At 57.7% G+C, this 1,505-nt stretch carries 1 protein-coding gene; it reads right to left on the reverse strand.

Annotation, left to right across the window (positions count from 1 at the left end):
* Window positions 1–823 (reverse strand): reverse transcriptase N-terminal domain-containing protein (locus AWB67_RS37580; RefSeq protein ID WP_125477873.1); only part of this gene is annotated, 823 nt, incomplete at its 3' end.
* Between the last annotated feature and the right edge of the window lie 682 nt (window positions 824–1,505).

Raw genomic sequence — 1,505 nt, forward strand, 5'->3', positions numbered from 1 at the left:
ACTTTCGGCGTGCGCGTTCCGTCGGTCCCACGCTTGCATCTACTGCCGCCTCCAGTCCGTCCAGCGTCATATTCGCGATGACGGGCGAGATAATGCCCCCTTGCGGTGTCCCCGCCTCAGTCGCGAACAGGGTTCCTTCGTCGATGAATCCGGCCTTCAGCCATCGTCGCAGGACAACCTTATCCATCGGAATGTGCTGAAGAATCCAGTCGTGGCTAAAATTATCGAAACAACCACGAATATCTCCTTCCAGAATCCACTCCGGCGACTTACGCTTGGCCAGAGTGGTAAAGCAGCATTCGATAGCATCGGCAGTCGAGCGTTCGGGCCGAAACCCGTACGAGTTTGGATCCGCCAAGGTCTCCGCGATGGGCTCCAACGCGAGCTTCCATAGCGCCTGCATTGCTCTGCATAGCATGCGGGGAATTCCGAGCGGACGCTTCTTGCCATTGCTCTTGGGGATGTAGATGCGCCGAAGCGGCAACGCACGGTAACCGTGATGTTGCATTGCTTCCATCCCTTTCCATCTGGCCGCCGGATTCGACCAGAGCTTGCCGTCGATACCCGGCGTTCTCTTGCCACGATTCTCAGTCACTCGCTTCACGGCTAGCATTTTGCCGCTGTACGAGCGGGTCAGCAGACGCTGCAAGGCACTGACCTTGCCCCATCTGCCTTCCTTGGTTGCCTTGGCGATACGCGCCTGGAGTCGCTTCACCTCATCCTTGATGCGAGGCCAATCGGCCTGAAGCCACATGCGGGTGGGGCGCGAGGGCGCACCAGCCCCGATGGCCTCTGCTTGCGCAATGCCTCCGGTTGCCGTCATCTGCTTTCCCTCGTGTAACGATTAATCAAGTTCTCTCGCCATGAATGACCACGCGGAAGTCTGCCCGCTTTCGCGTCGGACGATGTTTCAGCCCGTATCTCGACCATTACAGCCGGGCGTTCGCTTTTTCCGCAATCCTCTATCCGCAGCGCTAACAGCGTTCCTTGCGGTTCGCCTGCCGTTGCCGGCAGTGCTACGGACTTACCCTGTTCCGCATGAATTTCAGAGTGGGGCGGACCCCTCCTATCCGCCGGCGGCGTCTTGTCCACGATGGCCTAGTTCACAGAGACCATACCTTGCCGCGTGCCATTTTGGCCCAAGCCTATCAGCACATTTGGCTTGTAGAATGATGACGACGTTTATCAGAGGTTCACATATGTTGGTCGTTGCCACTCGTCCCTAGCCCCTCACCACCCGTGTGCTGGCAGATTCCGCTTTCCCTCGCGGGTCGGCGTACCGAAACTATCGGCGGTTACATTGTCCCCAGAGCTTCACACCGCGTCGTTACCGGCGCCGCATGTCTGGGTAGGGAACGGTTGATGGAACAACCGGTTTAATCACAACGAACTGCTCGTTGAGTTAGACAGAAACTCAAGCGACGTTCAGGTCGCACATGAATTTTCATCCCGAAGTACCACTGCTTGCCTTTTCGTGTCTGATGCATCTCGGGGTCTCGCGCCTT

Source organism: Caballeronia terrestris, from assembly GCF_001544515.1.
Taxonomy (GTDB): domain Bacteria; phylum Pseudomonadota; class Gammaproteobacteria; order Burkholderiales; family Burkholderiaceae; genus Caballeronia; species Caballeronia terrestris.